Origin of the sequence: Rhodococcus sp. JVH1, assembly GCF_000280725.2 — a bacterium.
Lineage (GTDB): Bacteria > Actinomycetota > Actinomycetes > Mycobacteriales > Mycobacteriaceae > Rhodococcus_F > Rhodococcus_F jostii_A.
Genome location: NZ_CP166290.1, coordinates 920145 through 940863, shown reverse-complemented (window position 1 = coordinate 940863; position 20719 = coordinate 920145). Strand labels below are relative to the sequence as shown.

Genomic DNA, 20719 nt, shown 5'->3' with positions numbered 1-20719 from the left:
GTCGTGTGTTCGGCTCAGTGGCCGGCGTGTGCGAGCGGGTGTGTGTTGTGAACGTGTTCGAGGAGCAGCTGGGTGCAGACATCGACGGATTCGATTTGCGGCCAGTGTCCGACTCCGTCGAGGACGACGGTCCGCGTCTGTGCCGGCCGCAGGCTGTGCTCAACTGCGAAGACCAGCTCGTGCGAGGAAATTCTGTCGTCGGATCCTCGGACGAGTAACGCCCGGCATGCCTGGGCCATCGGAGCACCGGGTTCGGTGGCGTCACCGATGACAGCGCAGCACGCCGCGTAACTGGTGGGGTCCTGTCCCAGGAGGAACTCCCGAACCAGGGCAACGGAGAGCGGCTTGCCGGCGAGGGTGTGCGCGGCGAGGCTCGCGACTCCGAAATTGTCCGCGACGGCGGGCATGCCGTCGGTGAGGGCGGCCTGTCCCCTCGAGGTGAAGATCGGGCGCTGCTCGTCGCTGGGGGCGGTGATCGGACCGAACAGCACCAGCGCATCCACCCGCGCGTCGCGGGCCGCGACACGACGAGCGATCAAGGTGCCCAACGAATGTCCCACGAGGATCAGGTGTTGGAACCGTCCCGCCGCGGCCACGGCCTCCTGGATCTGGTCGACCCAGGTCTCCATTGATTCCGGAACACTGTGCCGGCTCCGGCCGAGACCGATGAGGTCGATTGCGACGGTGGCGTGGATACCGGCGACGGCTTCCTGCAGTGGATGGTGGACCATCGAGTTGCCGCCGAGGCCGTGGACGAATACGACACAGGTATCGGTGTCCGGGTTCATCTCCGGCTTGGTGCCTTCGGCGAAGAACCGTGGCGTGGTCAGGTCAGTGCGTACGTGCGACATCGCTGTCCAACTCCCGGTAGATATCGTCGGCGTGTGCGGTTCCTCGTTCGTCGTCGGGGTAACGCACGACGAAGTCGTCCAGAGACGTGGACCGGGTCATGTTCCAGTAGTCGGCTGAGGTCCAGGGCATGTTGGCGGTGACCCTGCCCTTCGAGTTCCGGTACCAGGTGGTACCGACGGGAAGCGACCAGATCAGCGTCTCCATCTCCTGGTCGAGGCGGCGGTTGTAGTCCTCGAAGACGTCCTGCCGGACCTCGGCGCTGGAGGCGCCGCGTTCGATCATGTCGCGGATCAGCCGGGCGATGCAGGTGCTCTGGGCCTCGGCCTGGAAGAAGATGCTTCCCCCGACACCGATGTTCGTGTTCGGCCCATACAGGATGAAGAGGTTGGGGAACCCGGTGACCGTGAGCCCGAGGTAGGCGCGCGGGTCCTCCTCGCCCCACACGTCGCGGATGGAGACGCCGTCACGGCCGACGACCTCGTAGGACGAGAGCATGCGCGCCGCCTTGAAACCGGTCGCGAAGATGATGACGTCGGCTTCGTGCTGCCGGCCGTGTTCGTCGACGATGCCGTTCTCCGTGAACCGGCTGGCCGCCCCGGTCACCAGCTCGACGTTCGGGCGTCCGAACATCCGGCACCAGCCGTTGTCGCGGAGCATCCGCTTCATCATCGGGGGAAAGTCCGGCACCATCTGGTCCAGAAGATCCTGCCGCTCCCCGAGCTCGGATCTCATGTAGCCAATCAGGCGTTCACGCAGCTTTTCGTTGGCCTCGTTGATCGTTCCCTCGGGTCCGTCCCAGTTCTTGTCGACAGTTGCCGCGGGGCGCATGATGTCGTTCATCGAGAGCATGGTCCGTACCCGGAACCACCGTTCGTACGCGGGAAGGTTGGAGAGCACCCACTTCTCGTCCTCGGGGACCGAGTCGAGGTACCCGGTGACACCGTTGACCCACTGCGGGCTGCGCTGCAGCACCGTCAGTCTTTCGACATCAGGTGCGATCGCCGGGCCGATCTGGTTGGCGCTCGCCCCGTTCCCGACCAGGACGACCTTCTTACCGGTCACGTCGATGGTCGGGTCCCACTCCGCCGAGTGGCACACCTTTCCCCGAAACTCCCCTCGGCCGGGAAGCTCCGGGACGGAGGGTGTGCTCAGCGCGCCGACACCGCTGACAACCACCTTCGCTCGCATGGTTCGGGCCGGTCCGTCGCCGGTCCGGATTTCCAGGACCCACTCCTGTGTGGCCTCTTCGTAGGAAACCGACTGAACGGTGGTGCGGAACTCGATCTTCTCGCCGATACCGAAGGTGCGAACGATGTCCTTCAGGTACGCGAGGATCTCCGGCTGTTTCGCGTAGTACCGGCTCCAGTCGGATTTGGGCGCGAAGGAGAACGAGAAGTAGTGGCTTGCGATGTCGACCCCGCATCCCGGGTACGTGTTGACCAACCAGGTGCCGCCGACCTCGTCGTTCTTGTCGAGCACGACGAACGGAATCCCCATCCGCTCGAGGTGGATCGCGGTGGCGATCCCGGACATGCCGGCACCGATGATCACGACCGGGAACTGGTCCGCACGATCCGGTCGTACGGCGCCCCAGTCGACGAACGCCTCGTCGAGCAGGCCCATTTCCTTCAGTACCAGCGGCTTCTCCGCATCGGGTATCACCCGGTCGGTCGCGGCCGCGGTGAGCGCCCGGAACAGCTCCGAATCCTCCGACAGACGCTCCGTCTGTGCCCCCCGCTCGATCAGCAGGTCGGCGACCCGAGCCCGGATTTCCTCGGCTTCGGCCGTGGGGAACTCGGCATTGATCGGTGTCGGACCCTGGATCCACTTGCCCCACCGGTCGAGCGATGCGGTGTCGCCGGTCATCTCCACCAGGGCAAGGAGCAACGACGCGGTTTCCGCGGACGCGAGCTTCCTTGTCAGCTCGGCGACCGACATGGACTTGAACTGGGCTTTGATCATCAAAATTGCACCCTTTCGTCAACCTTGCGCTCCGCGAGTGTGGCCATTGCGCGGGCGAGGCTCGAGAGATCTTTGTTCGGATGGTGGTGAAGACTGGGAAATCGAGGAAGGCGGCGAGACACGGTCGGAAGGCGCACCCCGGGAGGCGTCAGCGGACGGTGCGTATGAGCTTCTTGTTGGCAAACTCGTCGATGCCGAATCGACCGAGCTCTCGACCGACTCCCGAACACTTCGCGCCGCCGAACGGCAGATCGGGTGAACTCTTGCTGGTGCCGTTGATCCACACCATGCCCACGTCCAAACGTTCCGCGACTCGTCGTCCCTGCTGGGGGTCACCGGTGAACACAGCCGCACCGAGACCGAACGGCGACTCGTTCGCGACGACGATCGCGTCCTCCTCGTCCCGGACGCGATGAACCACGGCGACCGGTCCGAACAGTTCCTCGTGGTAGGCCCTCATATCGGGAGTCACCCCGGCGAGAACCGTGGGTTCGTAGGCGGCGTCGGCATCGCCGGAGCGTCGTCCGCCGGTCAGAAGCGTCGCGCCCTTGTCGATCGCATCGTCGACCTGCTCGGCGAGTTCGTCGGTCGCGTGGCGGGACGAGAGCGGCCCCAGAGTTGTCGCCGGATCGGTTGGGTCGCCGGGGTTCACGGAATCCATGGCTCGGGTGAACTTGTCGAGGAACCGGTCGTAGACCTGGTCGAGGACGAGGAAACGCTTCGATGCCGTGCACGCCTGACCGGCGTTGTAGAGCCGGTTGTTCACTGCCGCGGCGACCGACGAGTCGAGATCACTGTCGTCGAGCACGATAAACGGGTCGGAACCGCCGAGTTCGAGGACGAACTTCTTCATGTGCCGGCCGGCGATCTCGGCGACGGCGGAGCCGGCGCGCTCGGAGCCGGTCAGGGACACACCGCGGATGCGGGAGTCGGCGACCATCCGTCCCACCTGTGTGCTGTCGGCGAACACATTCACATACACGTCGCCGGGCAGCCCGGCGTCGGCGAACATCCGGCTGATGGCGAGGGCGGACTGTGGGCAATTCCGCGAATGTTTGATCACTATCGTGTTGCCCAGTAACAGGTTCGGTGCCGCGAATCGGACCACCTGGTAGTAGGGGAAGTTCCACGGCATCACCCCCATCAGTGGACCGATCGGTTCGGTGCGTACGACAGCGGTGCCGCCGGCGGCGATCGAGAGAACCTCGTCCTCGAGGAAAGCTGGGCCTTGGTCTGCGTAGTAATCGAAGATGTCGGCGCACAACGAGACTTCCGCTCGTGCTTGTGCGACCGGCTTGCCTAGTTCGACGGTCAGTGTGGGAGCGAGGTCGTTCGTTTGCTCGCGCCAGGTCTTGGCGATCCGTCGCAGGATATCGGCGCGTTCTGCCAGGGGTACCGCACGCCAACCGTGGTATGCCGCTGCCGAGTTCGCCAACGCGGCATCGATCTCCGCCTCGGTTGCGCGGTCGAACTCGCATACCCGCTCACCGGTTGCCGGATTGATGGTGGCGTAGTAGCTCATGATCCTCGATTCCTGGAACTGGTAGATGTCACCATCGGCTTCAGCGGTCGGCCACGATCGGCAGTCGGATGGGGGCCGGTCACTTACCTCGTTGGCGCGTGACTCACGTTACAACGCGCATTAGACATAGAAGAATGATTCTGGCTAGAATTCCGCTATGTCGAATGCTGCGACCTACACCTCGGCGGACAACGTGTTGCGACTGCTGCGCTATCTGCAGCACACGGACGCGGCGCGAGTCAGCGACGCCGCCGACGAACTGGGCGTGGCCAGGTCGACGGCCCACCGACTCCTCGGCAGTCTCTGCGGTAACGGTTTCGCCAAACAGAACTCCGACCGGACCTACACCTACACCGGGCCTGTGGACGGTCCGGCGGGTGTGAGTACTGCACAACTTGCGGAGCTCGTCCGACCGCACATCGAATGGCTTGTCGAAGAGACCGACGAAACGGCTCACCTGATGACCCTCGAAGGACAAATGGTCAGGGTCATCGACAGCGTCGAAGCATCGCAGCCTCTGCGCATAGGGAGCAGAATGGGAGTCTTGCTACCCAGTCACATCGCAGCAACCGGCAGACTTCTTCTCGCGGCGATACCGGAGGACACCTTCACTGCCATCTACACGGACGGGCCGCCAGAGGACAGTGGCTATGCAGACATTGAAGCGTTTCGCCGGGCGATTCGAGTGCAGCGGGACTACCTTCCGATCTTCGGCGAAGCGGAACGCGGGGTTCACGCTGTGGCCATGCTGGTGAAGTCACCGAGCGGAAATCCGCTCGGTGCGATTTCCCTGTCGGGGCCGTCGATGCGGCTCACCCGAGCGCGGATGCCATGGGCTGTCGCCCACGTGCAACAGACGGTGCAGCGCATTCACGCAAGCCTGGTCGTCCACCTCATGGGACGCTAAGAACGGGAAATACCCGCCGACCAATCGTATCGGTCGAGGATGTCGAGTTGGACGCGGTCTCGGTGGCCGATCTCCCACCGGCCGCTTCCAGATCCGCGAGGAGGTCCCGGCACCGCTCCTCAGTGCTCACGTCCGCGCCGTGTCCGATCACGTTTATCGGGCCGCGGATTCCGTTGCGCCAGTCGATGACCGAGTAGACAAACTCACCGGTGGTGAAGTCGCGTGGGCGGGTGCAGACGACGAAGTGCTTCGAGAGTGCGCGGACGGTGTAGGGACGGCAGGTTCGATAGCGAAGCGGATCCGCCCACCGGCGACGAGTGGGATCGGGGTGGTGGGTGATCTCGGGGCGTTCATCAGTGTCACCGCGCACCGTCCACTGGGAATTGGCCTTCGAAGAGGTTCGCCCCCACTGATTCTCGGCGAGCGTGTCCCGATCGATGTCGCCGTTGTGTAAACAAACTCTCGTGTTCGCCACAATCCTCAAAGGACGTGTCACAGCATCCCAGCTGTTGTCCGGGTGCACCTTCGACCTCACCACCGCTTCAATTGCTCCCGACGGTGAAAGGACACTGAGCGGCATCAAGCTCGGTTCGGCATGTCCACCCTCGTCCAGGCCAACGGACTGAATCTCGTCTTCGACGCAGGACGCGGCGCGACCACCCGGTTGACTCAGGCCGGCGTCCCGCTCGGACAGATCGACGGAGTCTTCCTGACGCACTTCCATTCCGACCACGTCAATGGCCTCGCTGACATGTGGCTGAGCGGATACATCCCCGCACTCGGCGGACGCGAGGGCGCCTTCGATCTATACGGACCGGCCGGTGTGAAGAGCATTGGCGACGGACTCGTGCAGACGTTCCGCAACGACATCGACGTCCGCGTCGCGGACGCGGAAGTCGACCCTGCCACGACACCGATCGTCTCCCACGAATTCGAAGGTGACCGAGTGATTTTCGATCGCGACGGTGTCGCGGTGACCATGTTCACGGTGCAACACGACCCGAAGAACGCCATCGAACCAGCCGTTGGCTACCGCGTCGACTACGCCGGCAAATCGGTACTCATCAGCGGTGACACCGTGCCAGTGGACAACGTGATCCGTTACGGCACCGGCGTCGACGTCCTGATCCACGAAGTCGCCGACTTCCAAGACCCGTCGGCGCTGCCGAACGTCTACGCCCACCACACCAATCCGCGGCAGGCGGGCGAGATCTTCGCCAAGACCCGCCCGGAGATGGCGGTATACAGCCACATCGTCAACGGAATCCCCGGACGCGTGCCCGGCATCCCTGACGAGACCCTCATCGAGCGGACCCGGGAAAGCTACGACGGACCGCTGACCGTCGGTCAAGATCTAATGAGCTTCCAGATCACCGACAACGAAGTGCAGGTCAGCCAGACCTGACACCGCAAAGGGCGCAATTCGCTCCCCAGATCGCGAACGCGCCGCGTTAGGTCACTGCGGACTTCGTGCTCTCTGCTCTATCGAGTAGGTGCGGGTGAGCGGTCCGTGGGTAAAACAGTGCTGCCCGCAACACCGACCGGGCACCGCAAAGGAGCGCGGTGGAAAAGCGGTGTGGCCTGTTTCGTTTGTGTCACCAATCCGAGTGCATCCGCAAAACTCTGAGCGCCGCGTCTGACGCCACGGGGCGAGGTGGTTCCAGTCGTCGAAGACCTGCGGCCACTGATCGGCGGCGACCCGGCTCAGGACGGGGTAGGCCGGGCTGTCGTCGTGAACACCGAGGTTCCCTCAGCATGAACCTTGACCTCGTCGCCGACATTCAGACCCGCGCGGGTTCCCGGGTTCTCGGTCATAAGACATGACTAACCCGTCCGGATTCGGTGTGCAAGCCGCCGATACTTTCCGGGTTCGATCGATCGTGCTCCGACTGCCGCATCGGGGTGCCACAGCACTGTGCCGCTATCCGATCGCTGAGCGGGCAACGGCAGACTATTTCAGTGCCTCAAGCACCCTGATTGCACCGGCCTCAACCACTTCACGGCCGTGCAGGTGAATCGCTCGCTCGATCAGTTTATCGATGGGGCGGCCATGTCCAGCTCGAGCGTGGATGTCATCGACGATCCACAGATGCGGGTGAGCACCCAGACCATTTGCCAATCGCTCTACCAACCGTCCGCGGCGGACTCGAACACACCCTCACCCGATCGCTGCGGACTGGACGTCGGCTGCGCCGACCCAGTCGGAAGGTCGGCCAGCGCAAGAACTGGATCCCCGACATTGCCAATATCGCCGACCGCCCCAAAGACGTGAACGCCCGTTCTGATCATGGACCTTGGGAGACAAATCGCATTGTCGGCAAACGGAATCTGGGCGCGATCTGCACACTCGTCGAACGTTCGACGGGCACCGGCACGCTCGTTCATCTGCCCGGCGGCGAATACAAGCCCGAGCACACCGCGCCGGCGATGTCCGAACACCTCGAGACGCTGCCCGCTAACCTGCGACGGACCCTGACGTGGGACCAGGGTTCGGAGATGCGGGACTGGAAGAGCGTCAGCGCGGCCACCGGCATCGACATCTACTTCTGTGATCCACACTCACCATGGCAGCGCGGAACCAACGAGAATACGACGGCATTCTCCGTCAGCACTTCCCCTCAGGCACGGACCTGACTGTGCACTCGAAGCGGACCTGGAACGTGTCACGGCAACTCAATCAGCGCCACCGGAAACGGCTAGGCCTTCGCACACCCATCGAAGAGATGGAACGACTGCTGTAGCGATGACCGCCACAATCCGCCGCTACGCCGGCTGCTATCCCCGCCACTCACCTCCAGCATTTTCCGGTCAGGAACCCACCGGAAAATGCCGGTAGGTCCCCTCACCATCACGCAACTGTCCGCGTTCCTGAGAATTGTATTGAGCGTCGCCATCGACTCCATGGCAACCGATTTCCGTGCGTCGGGCGCACTCACATGCGCAATTCCACGCGGTCGATCATAACCTTGTTTCAATCGACTTGGATAATCGTCTTCCCGAGGTTGCCACCTTTCAAGAGCAGTTCAAGAGCTTCAGGCGCACGCTCAATGCCTACCAAAACATGTTCTCTGTATTTTAGCGCACCGCTATCCACAAGAGTAGTAAGATGGTCAACTACGCTATCGAATTCGTGACTGTGATCTTGCAACAAGAATCCTTCCATCCGCGCACGCTTTGTCAGCAGCTGCCGATGAATTCTAGGACCAGTAGGTAAGGGATCCCAGGATTCAATCGCCGCTGTACCGCATACGATTATCCTAGCATTTTTGTTTAGATAGCCCATGACAGCGTCGCTAATTCGACCCGATGTGTTATCGAAATATATATCAACTCCATCAGCGCATGCGTCTTCAAGATGATCGAGAAACGTATCCGATTTGTAGTTAATTGCTACGTCGTAACCGAACTCGTTCAGGCAAATGTCTGCTTTTTCATCGCTACCCACGATGCCGATCGTGCGGCATCCGGCCAGTCGTGCGAGTTGGCCAACGAGAGACCCGACTGCGCCAGCAGCGGTGGACACAACGACCACATCACCGCGTTTTGGTTGCCCGATATTCATAAACCCTAGCCAGGCAGTGACTCCATTGGCACCCAACGCGCCGAGGGCGAGAGAAGGAGGGTAAGACGCGCTGACAACTCTTACTTCGGTCATGTCGTCCACAATGGCATACTCCTGCCATCCAAACCTTCCGACGACAATCTCTCCGAGTTTCAGATGAGTCGATCGGCTTGAAACTACCCGGCCCACGGCAGAGGCGCGCATCACAGCACCAATGGCAACTGGATCGGCATAGTTCGACTCATCGCTAACCCAGCCACGCATCGCTGGATCAACAGATAAGTATTGGTTCTCGACTAGAGCTTGCCCCGGCCCAAGCTCGCCAACTATGTCATCAATGATTCTGAAATTCCCTCGATTCGGTAATCCGAGTGGGCGGGATGCGAGTACGGCTTTTCGATTCTTACGCAGTGTCATTCTGTCCTCACAAGCTATTCCTCATAGGAAATAAATCTCGGAATTCGGTAGTTGACATCGGACTGTCCGACTTGTTCGGAATAAATTAACTCTAATTCTAGAGATTATTCGTGCTCGAAGTCTCATAAAGATGCCTTAACTGGTGGACACCGCGAAACATCGCTCGCGTAACGATGGACTCTGCGCTGCCGATGGCGCCGTGTACGTATGCGCAGACTCGCACGTTACATCGGGCCAACTCAGATTACCGGCCTTCCAACGTGGGCGCGCCAAGCTATCGCCTCGCTCAGCAATACATCCCGAAGAATGATTGAACTTTCTCGATCTGTTCAGCGATGAATCTGTATGTAATTGACTGCTTCTCAAGAGTATTGGCACCTTCGGCAGTGAGGATGCGAGCAGGATTGGCTTTGAATCCGGCTTTCCCTAAAAAGTGCCGGTCCGTACCCGACGCTGCGAAATATTTCTCACTGATACCTGCATGTTCGCTGTTTGGCGACAACCAACATCCGAGTCGGCCCCGAAATGGCGTCGGCGGATTGTCCGGGGTGCACACCGAGGAATGCAGCTAGCTCTTATTGTCAGTTTCTGCCGTCGGTACCTCAGATAGCGGTGACGCCCGCATCTACAATGAACTCCGAACCTGTCGAATAACTTGACTCGTCTGAGGCAAGGAAGAGCACGAGGTTCGAGACCTCTTCAGGCTGAGCAACTCGACCGAGTGGGATGCCTTCCACCACACGCGCAAGCAGATCGTTGGGAGTGCCCTCGAGCATCGTGGTGGCGATCATACCGGGGTGAACGGAGTTCACCCGGATTCCGTCGCGTCCGAGTTCGGCGGCGGCGGCTTTCGTCAGCCCCCGCACGCCGAACTTAGACGATGTATACGCCGCATAGTTCTTGTTTCCGATGATCCCGGCTGCGGACGAGATGTTGATGATTGATCCCCCGCCTGCTGCGCGCATCGAGACGAGGGCGGACTTGATTCCCAGCCACGTACCGATGAGGTTGATGTCCAAGGTTCGGCGAAACTGCTCCTCGGTGGTTTCTTCGAACGATCCGGCCGGCGCGATGCCCGCGTTGTTGACCAGGACGTTCACGTGACCGAAGCGCTCCTCGGTGGTGCGGATCACCACTCCCCAGTCATCGGCCTTGGTCACATCCTGCGGTACGAATGCGACATTCTTACCCAGCTCGTCTGCCAGTGCCTTGCCCTCAGCCTCAAGGAGGTCGCTGAACACCACCATGGCTCCTTCTCTCACCATGAAACGCACATGCGAGGCGCCCATGCCGCGTGAGCCACCTGTGACTACCGCAACCTTGCCACTCAACCGACCCATGAAATGCACCTCTCATCGTGACGAACCAAACGAACAGATCCTATGTTTTGTGTCGCCGCCCTGGCGCTTGGTTGCGATCCTTAGAAGATTGCACCGCGCTACAGTTTCGCAACCTAGTCATTGTCTTCTCACCATGTTGAGATTCCCCGCTTCCCCGGAAACCGGGGCGACGATCTCGCCGGCGCAGCCGGTGCGCCCGTCCGGGGTGTACACGTCGTCGCTGCGGCGGGTGGCCAGCACGTGGGAAATATCGCGTTCCTCGAGACAGACACGGAGGTACTTGACCTGACCGTCGGCCTCGTCCGCGGTGAGCCAGGAGAACGGGACCTTCGCGTCGAGCGCGCGTTGCATCATGTGCTGTGCCAGCACGGGTTTGGTCGCGAAGTCGACATTGTCTCCGCTGCCAGCGGCGCGGCAGCGTTCTCTGTCGGCGGTCCACGATTCGGGGCGGTAGAGATTCCGGTCGATCAACGCGTGGCCGGCCGCGCTTGCATAGGCGAGTAACATCCGGTCTGACAATTTTCCACCCGCCCGGCGGTGCCCGAATACTGGCGCTGCACGCCGGCCGAGCGGGTGCCCTTCTTAAGGAGGCCGGTGTCGTCGACGATCAACACCCCGGCCATATCGCCGAGCCGTTCGACTGCATAATCACGGACATCGTCACGGACATCGTCACGGACCCCGTCGACGTCCCAGTCCGACTGCCGCAGCAAACGTTACATCCCCTCCCGGGCTCACCTCGCCAGCACGCTCGGCGAGGGTCCACCCGTTCTTGCGTTCCAGACCCGCAACATACTCCCGCACCCGGGTCCGCGGCTCCGACCGAACGAACCGACCGGAGATCCGCTCTTGCAACGCTTCCAATTCGGCAGCAACCAGATCGACAACCACCCAACCAGTGCCGTTGCAGTACTAACCCCCGTCCGCAAGTTTTTGGAACCCGCCGGACCGTCATCCGCCTGGGCCGTTGGTTCGGCGGTTGTGCGGGTATGCGCTCGCCAAACTGCGTATTTGTTCTTGGACACAGTTTGATTCGGGGATGACCTGCCACAATCGCTCGATAAACCGGTGCGTTGTCATTCCGAAGTTCACAAGGATTTCCTGCGCGGGAGCGCCCCCAAATGGTGCCCACCTGCTCGCGAACTCGATGAGGTGTTCGGTCTCGGTGTCGGTATGGTTGTGCTTGTGGTTGGCTTCGATCGAAGCGGCACCACACCTCTGGCGCCATTTGCGATACTCACGCGAGCTCATGGGAAGTCTCACATCTCATCGGGATTATGTAAGCCTTGAAAGTTGATTCTTGGGGTGGCCCTTGCCGTACCGAGGGAAATTTGCGGAGTGCCAGTCGCTCTCGCCGTGACCGTCAGGGTTGCCTATGCCCCGCGAGACTAGAGAGCAAGCGTTGCACGTGCGCTGACTACTTGATCGATGCCCCACCGTCGATAGGAAGTGCCACCCCTGTAACGGAATGCGACTGGTCCGAGGCAAGGAAGAGCGCTGCATTGCTGACGTCGACTGATTCCACTCATGGAATAGGCAACGTCTCTCCAGTCGAACGAGCGAAATCATCCTTGGTTGGACTCTCAATGTCAGATGAGAACAGTTCGGATCTGTGAATTCTGGACCATCTCCGCATCGACCTGAGTAGAAATAACAGCGATCGGCCGAATGCTATGTGCTGCAGACAAAGTCGCGAACATCTTCATCTACCCGAATGCCGGGCGGCGACATAGTGCGCAACCCTCGCGCATGGGCGGAGTCCAGCCACCGACGACGTGAGAACAATAGAGCCAAACTCTCCACTTGTCCTTACTGACCCGACGAGGAGTCCACCCATCTGACGTCGATCTCTCCCGATCATGACCGAGTGCTCGGACGCGCTTATGTCCCCTCGATAAAGGACGTCACGATCCGATTGAACTCATCTGAGTGTTCGAGCTGCACCCAGTGCCCGCACCGGTTGATGATGACCAGTCGTGCATCTTTGATAGTCGATACCAGTCGCAGCGAATTCTCGACGCTTAACACTCGATCATCTCTGCCGTGAAGCAAAAGGACTGGCACCTTGATCCCTGCGATCTCGCTTGGAGTCGCAGGCTTTAGAATGATGGGGAGGTGCTCGTCCAGATCGGCGACGAAGTTCTCGCGATGCTCGGGATACATCAGAGTGTTGGTCGAGCGCTCGACTGCCACTTCCTCCGAATTGCCACTCGAGTCGAAGGTCATCACATCAACCAGCCGCATCATATTCCGCGGAGTGGGATCGCGGTATGCCTGGAACAGCACCTTCAGTCCCTCGGTCGGACCGTCTGCCGGTCCGAATATCATCTGCTGCCCAACCATCGCCGCCCCCATCGTCACCACGTGCGTCACGCGCTCGGGATGCCGCGCTGCGAATGCAAGCGCAGTGACCGCCCCCATCGAGTTGCCCACGACAGCAACACGCCCTATCTCGAGCGCGTCGAGAACCTCGAGAAGCGTGGCCGCATGGTCCCGTTCTCGCACTCTCACCGCGTGGGATCCACCCCAACCCGGCATGTCAATTCCCAAAACTCGGAACCGCTTCGACAGGACTTCGATGTTTGATCCGAAGTTGCTCCACGCTGTCGCACCGGGACCACTTCCGTGAAGGAGAACCAGGACCGGCCCGTTACCGATGTCGTGGTAGCGGATATCACCGGTCGATACGGTGACATATTGCTCTGACCGCTTCTCGAGCATTGACGCTGTCATTCGAACACCTCATGGTCGTCGTCGTCGTGCTTTGGGAGTATGGAGGAGAGGGAGTCGCGCTGGGTTCAAATAGTCGCTCCGACGGGTGATCCCTTTTTGGCGAGCGCGGCGTTCACTGCCGGCACCACGTCCTCGGACATCAATTGCATCGAACGGATCCAGAGATCTTTCCGGTCCTCGTAGTCAACGCATTCCAACAGCAGCGTGCCGAATCCGCCTGTCTCTTGCTGCATCTGGATGAGCTGCTCGGTCACTGTATCGACTGAGCCGACAAGGAACTGATGCTTCAGCAGGTACTCCATATCGATATCCTCGGATTTCACTGCCTCATCGTGCTTCCAACTCTCACTGAATCCGAGAAACTTGAAAATGGGAAGCAAGAACCCATTCTGGAACTCAGCAAAATAGCCCTCTCGCGCAAGGCTGAGTGCTTCATCGTCAGTGTCCGCAACGATGACTTCCCGCGAGATCCTCCAGTCGTTACGGTCAGCCACGCGGCCCCGGCTCTCAGCTGCGGCCCGATATGTCTCCCACTGGCCTGCCATGAATCGAGTGTTCATGCCCTTCGAGATCGGCAGGAGACCTTCTTCGCCGGCCCACTTAAGTGTGGCGGAGTTAGCGCTGAGCCCAGCAACAGCGATCGGCGGATGGGGACGCTGGTACGGCAGCAGGTGGTGACCGAGCGTTCCTGGGACCGAGGGAAAAGCCTCCGAGGCCACCTTTTCACAGGTCCAGAACTCACCCTCGAAACGCCATGGGCCTTCGTCCGTCCAATACTTCTTCATGATCTCCAGACCCTCGGCTGCCCTCCGCCGATGCTCGCCGGTTGACATGTCGATGTCGAACATCTGCGCATCTGTCGGCGTTCCACCCGAGCCGATCCCGATCATGTAGCGGCCCTCAAGCAGCTGATCTTGGTAGGCGATGCGAGCCGCCAGCTCCGCTGGATGGTGGAAGCCGGGAACGTGTGCGCCCGCAGCGAGAACGATGTTCTCAGTCTCCGTGATCGCCGCCTGGATCAGTAGATCGGGCGAGGGGAGAGGTTCCCAGAGATTCGTGAAATGCTCTCCTACCCATGCCTCCGAGTATCCGAGCCGGTCGCCCGTCGTGATCATCTCGAGGTCCCATTCGAAACCCTTTTTGTACCCGCCGGGGGACATCGATTGCGACGGCCGGTGGTTCGTCATCAGAAACATTCCGAGCTTCATACTGTTCTCCTTGTGCATTCAGAAGTGAAAGGCTTTGATCGTGTGGGCGATTACCGACTGAGACGTACGCTCGTCGCTTTGCCCGGCATCTCCGCTCCGGGTAGCGGAAGGCGGGGACGAGGGCCTGAATTACTCGCTTGTGGCGGCGGCTACGAGGTCCCGAAATTGCGCCCTGTGCCAGACAAGTGGATCCTCACCGGAGAAACCCATCTTCGTCGTCTCCAGAAGAATCATCCAGTGGTCACCGGCTTCGACTTCGTCGTGCACGACACACTCGAGCCACAGGGCGGCATCTTCTATGAAGACCGCTCCCGAGTCAGCGACCTCTACCGCGACTTCGTCGAATCGAGCGGCCCGGTTCTTGCCCGCGAACTGTCGGGTAAGAGGTCCCTGCCCTCGGCTGAAAACAGACACGCCAAGCGTTTTGCCGCTCCTCACCAACGGCCACGTCTTGGAGGATCGTTGCACGGCGACCGCCACCAAACACGGATCTAGTGAAACTCCCACCATGAACGACGACGCCACCAGAGCGTGCTTTTGCAGATTATGTTCGGTCGCCACCACTACCACACCGGAGGGGAACCGGCCGAACGTCTCGCGAATAAGCGCCGGGTCATCACTGCAAGTGGTCACCTTCGAAGTCGAAGTTGTAGTCTTCGCTAATGCTGTGATTGTCATTGCTTGATTCCTTGCTTCCGCACGTACCTGCAGTTGATATGCGCCGTGCTTGGATGTTGATCTTCGCGACAGGGAGAAGAATTGTCAGTGCGTCACCCTGAGCCGTACAGATCAAATTCTTCTGACCGACGACTGGCGATATCCCGTACCGACATGATCAGGATCACATGGGCCGACCGAAAGGGCTAGACATAACTGTGGTATCGCTCTGCAACCGATGCGGTATCACGATGACGTGAACCGCTAGCACGGTGAACGCGACACACTGTCTAGGTGCGTCTATGCGCACCGGCCGACCTGTTGCCTACGATGCCCCCGGCCACATCGTCTGCAGAGCGAGCGGTGCCCGGCTACCTAGATCAGGAGTTCTCCTCCGGGGAGCAGATTGATGTGCTTGTCGGCGGAAGCTGCGATTACGTCGATCGCGTCCCGGACCAACCGTCGCGTATCGGATTTGCGCTGCGCAACGGCGAACACCGACGGCAACAGTCCTTCGACAATCAGTCCCCGAACAACGCCGGATGGTGCGAGTCGCATCGTCGACTGCGACATCGTGATCGCGGCGTCAGTCGTCGTCAGCGCCAGTTGAGCGCCCAACACCGTGCGCACGTGCCCCATCGACTTGTCGAGAAGCGAGCTTCCCCGAAGATCGTCGAGTTGCCACTCCCTCGCCCACTCGGGTGGAGCGTCCAGACCGAGCATTCGCAGCTTCAATACTTCTTCAGCGCTGACCTGGCCAGCCTCGGCCAACGGGTGCTGCTGCCCCACGACAAGGCACCGTGGCTCCTGTGCTATCGGCACCAACGCCAGGTCCGAGGCGCCGACCGGAGGGCGAACGAAGGCGATATCAACTTCACCGCTACGCAACGACTCGACCTGATCGGCGAATGTGGTCTCGTGCAGGACCACCTCCGTATTCTCCAAGCCGGCCTGCAGGTCCATGAGAATCGGGGCCGTCAGTTCACCCGCTACGAATTCACCATTCAGGACTGCGATCTTGAGGACTGTTCTGGGCACACCAGCGCCGAACTTCATCGCATCGCGGGCCGCGTCGACCTGCGCGAGAATCTCCCGCGCGCGTCGCACTAGCTCCCAACCTGCGTCCGTCGGGACAACGCCCCTTGTGCTCCGCTCGAAGAGCGTCACTCGAAGTTCAGCCTCCAGCTGCCGGATCGCCGCGGACAACGGGGGTTGAGCGGTGTACAACCGCCTCGCCGCCGGCCGAAACCCACCCTCCTCGGCCACCGCAACCACGTATTCGAGCTTTCTGAGATCCATGTCGGAGTCCTCTTCCGTGCGTGCGATCGAGTGCCTCAGCTCGCTGAGGGCTCGGACGCTGGTGGAGAGAGTAACATGGAGCTGTCGCACTTCCAACGTATCCGCAGAAAATGCAAACTTCCTGGAACATAGTGGAATTCGATGCCACAGCGTGATCACGCCGTGCGGTCGACAGCGCCTCTGGCAGCCTTTACTAAGCCGCTCCTTCCGGGCTCTGCAGCGATGGCCCCCGAGCGGATGTGGCGTGTGCCCACTGCAAGGTCGCCCCGATGTCGGTGCGCAGTGTGGCGTCCTCGGCAGTTGTCGACGTCGATTGGATGCTGCGGTGTCCGTGCAACTTGGCGCCCAACCAGACGGTCACGAACTCATTCGGGAGCTCGTCCCCTGAATCGACTAGGTGAGCCGAGAGGAATGTGGCGTCACGACCCGGACCATGGGAGCCGCCGATCGAGACGACGGCGAGGTGTCGTCTCCCGTCCTGTCGGTCGAGCCATCCTGCCCAGACGCCCGCGGTGTCAGCGCTGGGGACATCGTCGCTGCTGAGTCGCACGGCCGGCGCGGAGGAGTCTGTTGGATCTCGGCGCGGCGGGTCGGTGATACCTTGCACCACAAAAAGCAGCGGAGGCAGCTCCGTACCGGCTACCTCAACCCCTCCCGTCGTCGGTGAGCTGGCGCGCTGCGGCCGCGACGACGGGCGGGTGGTGACATCGAGCGGCATCATTCCCAGGCGGTGAACCATCCGGCTGGTGGCCGGGTCCGGAACGAAGGTACGCCCCGGGGTTACAGCGTGGGGGTCGGTACCGCGAAGGTAGAGGAGTGCGCCGGATCCGTCCGCGGCCAAGCGCGCCATGGCAGCGTCAAGGTCAGTCGCACAACCACAATCGGTCGAACCGAAAGTGTCGCCGGTGTCGCAGCCGTGGTGGATTCTAATCGGTAGCGGTTTTCCCGGGGTGACGGTGCCGGCGATCAGTGCGCTGTGTGTGACCCCGGTGCGGGTGTCATGGAAATCGATGATGCCGAAGTTCCCGTGCGTGGTGTTGATGCGGCGCAGCGGTGTGGTCACCAGGTCTTTGTTGCGGAGGTGCAGGTGTGCGGCAAGGTCGTCGATGGTGACCCACTGCATGCTGTGGCGTTCGGCGAACTGCACGAGTTCTCGACGATCGGCCATCTGGACGGGGTTTTCGGGGGAGACGAGTTCGGCATAGACAGCGCCGGAGTGTTGGCCACCCATCCTGGACAGCTCGAGCGCTGCACACGGCAGAGAGGGTCGCCGCTCGCGGTGACCGGTCGGTACCCGAACAGGAACGACATGACCTGGTCTGGTGAAATCCTCAGGGACACTGATCGGGTCTGCCAGAGCTCGCACTGTGGCTGCGCGATCGGCCGCGGAAATTCCGGTTGTGATCCCGGCTCGAGCGTCGACGGTAACCACCATGGACGTGGTCTCCGCAGATACCGCTCCTGCCATATGCACGAGCTCGAGTCTGAGACAATCGGATTCAGGCAAAGCGACGCACAGGAATCCCGAGGAGTGTCGGATGGCGAAGGCGGTGTTCTCGACCGTTGCCATGGCTGCAGAGTAGATGATGGCGCCTTCGTCGATGCGGTCGTCGACGAGCACGATGCTGTGGCCGGCCGCCAGCGCACTCGTTGCTGCATCGATACGGTCGAGCGCGCCGCTACGGCGCCCGATTTGGATCATGACCTCTAATGTCCTTTCTGAGCGAACGAGGTTCGTCTCTGCACTTTGTTCCGGTGCCGAGCTGCGTCTCGGGGCGCAGAAGGACCATCGAGCGGACGGCCGCGCGCAGCACCTGTCGCCACATCAGTCGTGCAGCGTCAACCCCGTTCTATCCTCAAGGTCGGATACGGTGACGCCGCCGAACGTCTCCCGAATCCGGAATCCGACGGCCGTCACGTTGAATACCGCGTGATCGGTGTAAACCCTTGCGACGCAGCGTGCGGCGGTCAATGGATATGTGCACGACGCGACAAGTTTCGGCTCACCGGATTTCGTGAAGAGATCAGTCATGACGTAGACCTTCTTCGCACCACGTGCAAGGTCCATCGCACCGCCGACCGCAGGCACTGAGCCAGACTCCCCTGTCGACCAATTGGCCAGATCGCCGTGTTCCGAAACCTGAAACGCGCCGAGCACACACAGGTCGAGGTGACCGCCACGCATCATCGCGAACGAATCCGCATGGTGAAAATAGGCTGCACCCGGACGTTCGGTCACGGGATGTTTCCCCGCGTTGATGAGATCGGGATCGATGAGATCGGATAAGGGTTCCGGGCCCATCCCAAGCATACCGTTCTCGGTGTGCAGCACTACCTCTCGATCAGAGGGGATGAAACCGGCGATGAGCGTCGGTGCACCGATACCCAGATTGACGACGGCTCCTTCGGGAACATCCCGGGCGATTTTGGCTGCCACTTCAGCACGGCTGAGTAGTCTTGTCATCCAAATCCCTCCTCACGACCGGCGTCGGCGTTCCGGCCGCGTCGGTGCCACCGATGAATTTCCCATTTGCCAGCCACAAGCGCTCCCCGACCGGCACCACACAGTCGACAAATATTCCGGGAGTGATGATGGCCTCGGGATTGAGCTCACCGAGGTCGACGCACATATCGACTTGAGCGATCGTCGTAGTGGCGGCCGTAGCCATGATGGGACCGAAGTTCCGGCCAGTCTTGCGGTAGATCAAATTGCCGAATCGGTCACCCCGTAGCGCACTGATGAGCGCCACATCCGCGAACAGTGGGTGTTCCAGTATGTATTCGCGCCCGTTAAGTGTGCGGTGTTCCTTACCCGACGCAAGGGCCGTACCGACGCCCGTGGGCGTGAAGAAGGCGCCGATACCGGCGCCGGCCGCACGAATTCGTTCCGCGAGGTTTCCTTGCGGAACGAGTTCGAGCTCGACCTCACCCGCTCGATACAGGCGATCGAACACCCACGAATCGCTCTGCCGCGGGAAGGAGCAGATCACTTTTCGGACACGGCCCGCCGCGAGGAGAGCCGCGATCCCAGTGTCGCCGCTACCGGCGTTGTTACTCACTATCGTGAGATCATCGGCTCCGTGTTCGATAAGTGCGTTGATCAGTTCAACCGGCTGGCCTCCGCGACCGAATCCACCGATCATGACAGTCGAGCCATCAGAGACGGCCGCGACCGCTTCGCGGATATCCGATCTAATCTTCGATATCACAACACACCTCAGGGGCCGACGTGTTCCATCGCATGGACTTACCTCTGTCCGGAGCCACTGAAAATGGTGAACTCTCGTGCCATCGGCGACCCATACCAGATGAGCGACTTGTCCAGGTTCTCCTCGGTCCAGGTGAGCGGCTTCCAGGCCGGATCGAAGATCAGGTAGCCGGTGTCGCCGAACAGCTCGATACGGTTTCCACCAGGCTCAAAGACGTACAGGAACTGGGCCTGCGTCGCACCATGCTTGCCGGGTCCGATGTCGATGGTGAGGCCGTGATCAGTGAACATGTCCGCGGCATCGAGCAAATGCTGGGGGAAGCCGTACCAGAATGCGAGATGGTGCAGGCTCCCCTTTCCGTCCGCCGACTTACCCGTACGATCGGCGAGATTGGCGATCTCGTGGACAAGCGGACTCACGCTCATCCAAGCCGCGGCCTCCCGTCCGCCGACCACGATGTTCTCGCGCAGTCGGAATCCCAGCGTGTCCCGCAAGAATTCACGGTTCTCGGTGACATTGTCGACCAAGTGGTTGACGTGATCGAGTCGCCGGACGGGGACACCCTTCAAAGGGCGCTTCTGAGGGCGGCTGAGCAGCCTCGACGCTTGATCACTGGGTGCTTCGTAATACTCGACGTCCCACAGAATCGAATGCGCATGACCGGACGGCGACCTGAAGTCGACGGTCGGCCCCTGTCCGAGGTCACCGTCCCTCCAGCGGAGGGGCACACCGCTCGCCTCGAGGGCATCAACGCGCCGGCCGAGTGCCTGTGGGGAACTGCTCCGCCAGGTGGTTCTCCCGATCCCGGGCTCCCGGCGATAGGTGACCTTCAACGAATGGTGATACCAGTCCTCATATGCACGAAGGTAGACGGAGTCGCCGTCGCGGTCCGACACCGACATTCCGAGTAGCTCTGTGAAGAACCAGATGGTTTCGTCAACCTTGGGCGAGAACATCTCCACGCTTGCCAGCTGCGCGACATCGAAATTGGGTTCGGGGTAGGTGTTGTCGATTTGATTGCTGAATGTCATTGTCTTTCTCAGTTCTCATA

At 61.0% G+C, this 20719-nt stretch carries 18 protein-coding genes and 1 pseudogene; 3 read left to right on the top strand and 16 right to left on the bottom strand.

Annotated features, from left to right (window positions below; all coding sequences use genetic code 11):
- Positions 1 to 14: 14 nt before the first annotated feature.
- From JVH1_RS41890 to JVH1_RS41880, 3 genes are all read right to left on the bottom strand, one after another.
- Complete coding sequence (locus tag JVH1_RS41890) at positions 15 to 851, bottom strand: alpha/beta fold hydrolase (protein ID WP_009476113.1); 837 nt, start codon at positions 849 to 851, stop codon at positions 15 to 17.
- Positions 832 to 2814 carry an NAD(P)/FAD-dependent oxidoreductase gene (locus JVH1_RS41885; RefSeq protein WP_237735194.1) on the bottom strand — a complete coding sequence of 661 codons (1983 nt, stop codon included), beginning with the start codon at positions 2812 to 2814 and terminating at the stop codon, positions 832 to 834. The genes JVH1_RS41890 and JVH1_RS41885 overlap by 20 nt, the downstream gene beginning before the upstream one ends.
- 148 nt (positions 2815 to 2962) lie before the next feature.
- Positions 2963 to 4336: an NAD-dependent succinate-semialdehyde dehydrogenase gene (locus JVH1_RS41880; RefSeq protein ID WP_009476115.1), complete on the bottom strand. Its 1374-nt coding sequence runs from the start codon at positions 4334 to 4336 to the stop codon at positions 2963 to 2965.
- Between the two features lie 157 nt (positions 4337 to 4493).
- On the opposite strand from JVH1_RS41880, the gene JVH1_RS41875 reads away from it, so the two are divergent.
- On the top strand, positions 4494 to 5243 hold the full coding sequence (locus JVH1_RS41875) for an IclR family transcriptional regulator (protein WP_009476116.1): 750 nt from the start codon (positions 4494 to 4496) through the stop codon (positions 5241 to 5243).
- On the opposite strand, the gene JVH1_RS41870 is transcribed toward JVH1_RS41875, so the two are convergent.
- A complete protein-coding gene (locus JVH1_RS41870) occupies positions 5230 to 5823 on the bottom strand; it encodes a hypothetical protein (protein WP_009476117.1) in 594 nt (197 codons plus the stop codon). The genes JVH1_RS41875 and JVH1_RS41870 overlap by 14 nt on opposite strands.
- 15 nt (positions 5824 to 5838) lie before the next feature.
- On the opposite strand from JVH1_RS41870, the gene JVH1_RS41865 reads away from it, so the two are divergent.
- Positions 5839 to 6648 carry an MBL fold metallo-hydrolase gene (locus JVH1_RS41865; RefSeq protein ID WP_009476118.1) on the top strand — a complete coding sequence of 270 codons (810 nt, stop codon included), beginning with the start codon at positions 5839 to 5841 and terminating at the stop codon, positions 6646 to 6648.
- A 707-nt stretch (positions 6649 to 7355) separates the two neighbouring features.
- Positions 7356 to 7877, top strand: coding sequence for an IS30 family transposase (locus tag JVH1_RS41860; RefSeq protein ID WP_009476119.1), 522 nt, complete (start codon positions 7356 to 7358; stop codon positions 7875 to 7877).
- Positions 7878 to 8214: 337 nt separating this feature from the next.
- On the opposite strand, the gene JVH1_RS41855 is transcribed toward JVH1_RS41860, so the two are convergent.
- From JVH1_RS41855 to JVH1_RS41800, 12 genes and pseudogenes are all read right to left on the bottom strand, one after another.
- Entirely contained in the window at positions 8215 to 9222 is a 1008-nt protein-coding gene (locus JVH1_RS41855; protein WP_083849775.1) for an NADP-dependent oxidoreductase, read from the bottom strand.
- Positions 9223 to 9824: 602 nt separating this feature from the next.
- A complete protein-coding gene (locus tag JVH1_RS41850; protein WP_009476123.1) occupies positions 9825 to 10562 on the bottom strand; it encodes a glucose 1-dehydrogenase in 738 nt (245 codons plus the stop codon).
- Positions 10563 to 10721: 159 nt separating this feature from the next.
- Positions 10722 to 11453, bottom strand: a pseudogene (locus tag JVH1_RS41845) (IS701 family transposase); the annotation flags it as partial.
- Between the two features lie 526 nt (positions 11454 to 11979).
- Positions 11980 to 12087: an SDR family oxidoreductase gene (locus JVH1_RS41840; RefSeq protein ID WP_157174011.1), complete on the bottom strand. Its 108-nt coding sequence runs from the start codon at positions 12085 to 12087 to the stop codon at positions 11980 to 11982.
- A gap of 356 nt (positions 12088 to 12443) precedes the next feature.
- On the bottom strand, positions 12444 to 13295 hold the full coding sequence (locus JVH1_RS41835) for an alpha/beta fold hydrolase (RefSeq protein WP_043779855.1): 852 nt from the start codon (positions 13293 to 13295) through the stop codon (positions 12444 to 12446).
- Between the two features lie 65 nt (positions 13296 to 13360).
- Entirely contained in the window at positions 13361 to 14503 is a 1143-nt protein-coding gene (locus tag JVH1_RS41830; protein WP_009476129.1) for an LLM class flavin-dependent oxidoreductase, read from the bottom strand.
- 129 nt (positions 14504 to 14632) lie between these two features.
- Entirely contained in the window at positions 14633 to 15181 is a 549-nt protein-coding gene (locus JVH1_RS41825) for a flavin reductase family protein (protein ID WP_083849777.1), read from the bottom strand.
- A gap of 354 nt (positions 15182 to 15535) precedes the next feature.
- Complete coding sequence (locus JVH1_RS41820; RefSeq protein ID WP_009476132.1) at positions 15536 to 16459, bottom strand: LysR family transcriptional regulator; 924 nt, start codon at positions 16457 to 16459, stop codon at positions 15536 to 15538.
- Positions 16460 to 16652: 193 nt separating this feature from the next.
- Entirely contained in the window at positions 16653 to 18161 is a 1509-nt protein-coding gene (locus JVH1_RS41815; protein ID WP_009476133.1) for a 3,4-dihydroxy-2-butanone-4-phosphate synthase, read from the bottom strand.
- A gap of 123 nt (positions 18162 to 18284) precedes the next feature.
- Positions 18285 to 18923: a 3-oxoacid CoA-transferase subunit B gene (locus tag JVH1_RS41810; RefSeq protein WP_009476134.1), complete on the bottom strand. Its 639-nt coding sequence runs from the start codon at positions 18921 to 18923 to the stop codon at positions 18285 to 18287.
- Entirely contained in the window at positions 18898 to 19668 is a 771-nt protein-coding gene (locus tag JVH1_RS41805; RefSeq protein WP_009476135.1) for a 3-oxoacid CoA-transferase subunit A, read from the bottom strand. The genes JVH1_RS41810 and JVH1_RS41805 overlap by 26 nt, the downstream gene beginning before the upstream one ends.
- 38 nt (positions 19669 to 19706) lie before the next feature.
- Positions 19707 to 20699: a VOC family protein gene (locus tag JVH1_RS41800; protein ID WP_009476136.1), complete on the bottom strand. Its 993-nt coding sequence runs from the start codon at positions 20697 to 20699 to the stop codon at positions 19707 to 19709.
- Positions 20700 to 20719: the final 20 nt, after the last annotated feature.

Bases quoted from the DNA above. Each gene is read 5' to 3' on its own strand.
- JVH1_RS41870 (WP_009476117.1), bottom strand. From the start codon at position 5,823: ATGCCGCTCAGTGTCCTTTCACCGTCGGGAGCAATTGAAGCGGTGGTG.
- JVH1_RS41880 (WP_009476115.1), bottom strand. From the start codon at position 4,336: ATGAGCTACTACGCCACCATCAATCCGGCAACCGGTGAGCGGGTATGC.
- JVH1_RS41890 (WP_009476113.1), bottom strand. From the start codon at position 851: ATGTCGCACGTACGCACTGACCTGACCACGCCACGGTTCTTCGCCGAA.
- JVH1_RS41885 (WP_237735194.1), bottom strand. From the start codon at position 2,814: ATGATCAAAGCCCAGTTCAAGTCCATGTCGGTCGCCGAGCTGACAAGG.
- JVH1_RS41825 (WP_083849777.1), bottom strand. From the start codon at position 15,181: ATGACAATCACAGCATTAGCGAAGACTACAACTTCGACTTCGAAGGTG.
- JVH1_RS41875 (WP_009476116.1), top strand. From the start codon at position 4,494: ATGTCGAATGCTGCGACCTACACCTCGGCGGACAACGTGTTGCGACTG.
- JVH1_RS41835 (WP_043779855.1), bottom strand. From the start codon at position 13,295: ATGACAGCGTCAATGCTCGAGAAGCGGTCAGAGCAATATGTCACCGTA.
- JVH1_RS41810 (WP_009476134.1), bottom strand. From the start codon at position 18,923: ATGACAAGACTACTCAGCCGTGCTGAAGTGGCAGCCAAAATCGCCCGG.
- JVH1_RS41830 (WP_009476129.1), bottom strand. From the start codon at position 14,503: ATGAAGCTCGGAATGTTTCTGATGACGAACCACCGGCCGTCGCAATCG.
- JVH1_RS41800 (WP_009476136.1), bottom strand. From the start codon at position 20,699: ATGACATTCAGCAATCAAATCGACAACACCTACCCCGAACCCAATTTC.
- JVH1_RS41820 (WP_009476132.1), bottom strand. From the start codon at position 16,459: ATGGATCTCAGAAAGCTCGAATACGTGGTTGCGGTGGCCGAGGAGGGT.
- JVH1_RS41850 (WP_009476123.1), bottom strand. From the start codon at position 10,562: ATGGGTCGGTTGAGTGGCAAGGTTGCGGTAGTCACAGGTGGCTCACGC.
- JVH1_RS41865 (WP_009476118.1), top strand. From the start codon at position 5,839: ATGTCCACCCTCGTCCAGGCCAACGGACTGAATCTCGTCTTCGACGCA.
- JVH1_RS41815 (WP_009476133.1), bottom strand. From the start codon at position 18,161: ATGATCCAAATCGGGCGCCGTAGCGGCGCGCTCGACCGTATCGATGCA.
- JVH1_RS41855 (WP_083849775.1), bottom strand. From the start codon at position 9,222: ATGACACTGCGTAAGAATCGAAAAGCCGTACTCGCATCCCGCCCACTC.